This is a genomic window from Roseateles sp., from assembly GCF_049240545.1.
In the GTDB taxonomy this organism is placed as follows: domain Bacteria; phylum Pseudomonadota; class Gammaproteobacteria; order Burkholderiales; family Burkholderiaceae_C; genus Paucibacter_A.
The window spans coordinates 1-1,295 of the sequence record NZ_JBMLSK010000028.1 but is presented as its reverse complement, the minus strand read 5'-3'; the positions used below and the strand labels follow the sequence as shown (position 1 = coordinate 1,295).

Below are 1,295 nucleotides of genomic sequence, written 5' to 3'. Positions count from 1 at the left end.
GCTAGGGAACGTACAGAACTGATAGTCACTGGTTTGACCTTCTTTGCTGCTTGCCCCGTCGTGTACACAATTGGAAAATTCAGCATTGAAGTTCTTTTCTTGGGTTTGTCCATCTGTCTGATTGCGATTCACTTCCAGGACAAATTCACGGCACAGGCGAATAGCCTCGCCATTAAGGAATTATTGAGTGATGACAACTCATTAACGGTCAGTCGCACTAGATCGCTTATCGCCACTGCAATTGCGTCAGCAATCATCGGACCATTTATAGCTTATGGCCTTCTATCATCAATGTTTTACGCAAGTCAGGTGATCAAATGACTGTGTTTTTGTGGGAGCACTCGAATTGCGCTGCACGCTCGCGCCAAGCTTGGGCCTTCTGGTCGAGGTACTGCTTCATTGACTGTGCGGCCAATAGCTTGGGACTTGAAAGTTACGCCGCGAGAAGAGAACACCTCTGGATCGTGGACAACTCCTTCTGGAGCGCTTCCTTGGCGATGGCCGTGTCATAAGCGGCTTGCCCGCGCAACCACCACCCGTCGCTCAGGCCGAAATAGCGGCAGAGGCGAAGGTCGGTGTCTGCCGTGATCGCACGCTTGCCAGCGACGATTTCGCCGATGCGTTGCGCTGGGACGCCGATGTCCTTCGCGAGTCGATACTTCGTAAGACCGAGTGGCTTGAGAAATTCTTCTTCAAGCATTTCGCCGGGCGAGACCGGAGGAACCGTTCGCATGACTTTCTCCTTCAGTGATAGTCGACGATTTCCACGTCTATGGGACCCTCGGCAGTCCAGACAAAACAGACTCGCCACTGTTGATTGATGCGTATGCTGTGCTGTCCTTTTCGATCATTCTTGAGCGCTTCAAGCCCGTTGCCGGGAGGCACCTTCAGATCGTCAAGAAGTGCTGACCAGTCCAGTTGCGCGAGTTTTCTCAGGGCGGGCCGCTCTATGTTCACCCAGCGCCTCACGCGCTTGCCCTCGAAGAGGGCTTGGGTGTCTTTGCACTTGAAGTTCCGGATAGGCACGGGTGCCGACATTAACGCGCCGCGTGCATAGTGTCAAGGCCGCGATGAGGGCGGCACACGTACTTGCCGAGACGGCTGTCCCTCCGCCGCAAAGCTCACCGCCGACCTGCCCTCTCGCCCCTACAACACCCGCCCCGGGTTCATCACCCCCTGCGGGTCCAGCGCGGATTTGATCTGGCGCATCAGCGTCAACGCCACCGCGGATTTGCGGTGCCGCAGTTCCTCGCGCTTGAGTTCGCCCACGCCGTGTTCGGCGGAGATGGAGCCGC

4 protein-coding genes are annotated in these 1,295 nt (G+C 56.2%); 1 reads left to right on the top strand and 3 read right to left on the bottom strand.

The window, feature by feature from the left end; translation table 11 throughout:
- The coding region (locus ACOVRJ_RS01600; protein ID WP_422042160.1) for a hypothetical protein at positions 1-321 on the top strand (321 nt) is incomplete at its 5' end.
- A 112-nt stretch (positions 322-433) separates the two neighbouring features.
- On the opposite strand, the gene ACOVRJ_RS01595 is transcribed toward ACOVRJ_RS01600, so the two are convergent.
- The 3 genes from ACOVRJ_RS01595 to ACOVRJ_RS01585 form a co-directional block, all read right to left on the bottom strand.
- Entirely contained in the window at positions 434-733 is a 300-nt protein-coding gene (locus ACOVRJ_RS01595; protein ID WP_422042159.1) for a HigA family addiction module antitoxin, read from the bottom strand.
- Positions 734-744: 11 nt separating this feature from the next.
- The gene (locus ACOVRJ_RS01590) at positions 745-1,026 is read right to left on the bottom strand and encodes a type II toxin-antitoxin system RelE/ParE family toxin (RefSeq protein WP_422042158.1); all 282 of its coding nucleotides are present in this window, start codon (positions 1,024-1,026) and stop codon (positions 745-747) included.
- 120 nt (positions 1,027-1,146) lie between these two features.
- Positions 1,147-1,295, bottom strand: a 149-nt coding sequence (locus tag ACOVRJ_RS01585; RefSeq protein WP_422042161.1) for an FAD-linked oxidase C-terminal domain-containing protein, incomplete at its 5' end; no start/stop codon positions are given.

Excerpts from the sequence above, each read along its gene's own strand:
- ACOVRJ_RS01595 (WP_422042159.1), bottom strand. The coding sequence starts at position 733 with ATGCGAACGGTTCCTCCGGTCTCGCCCGGCGAAATGCTTGAAGAAGAA.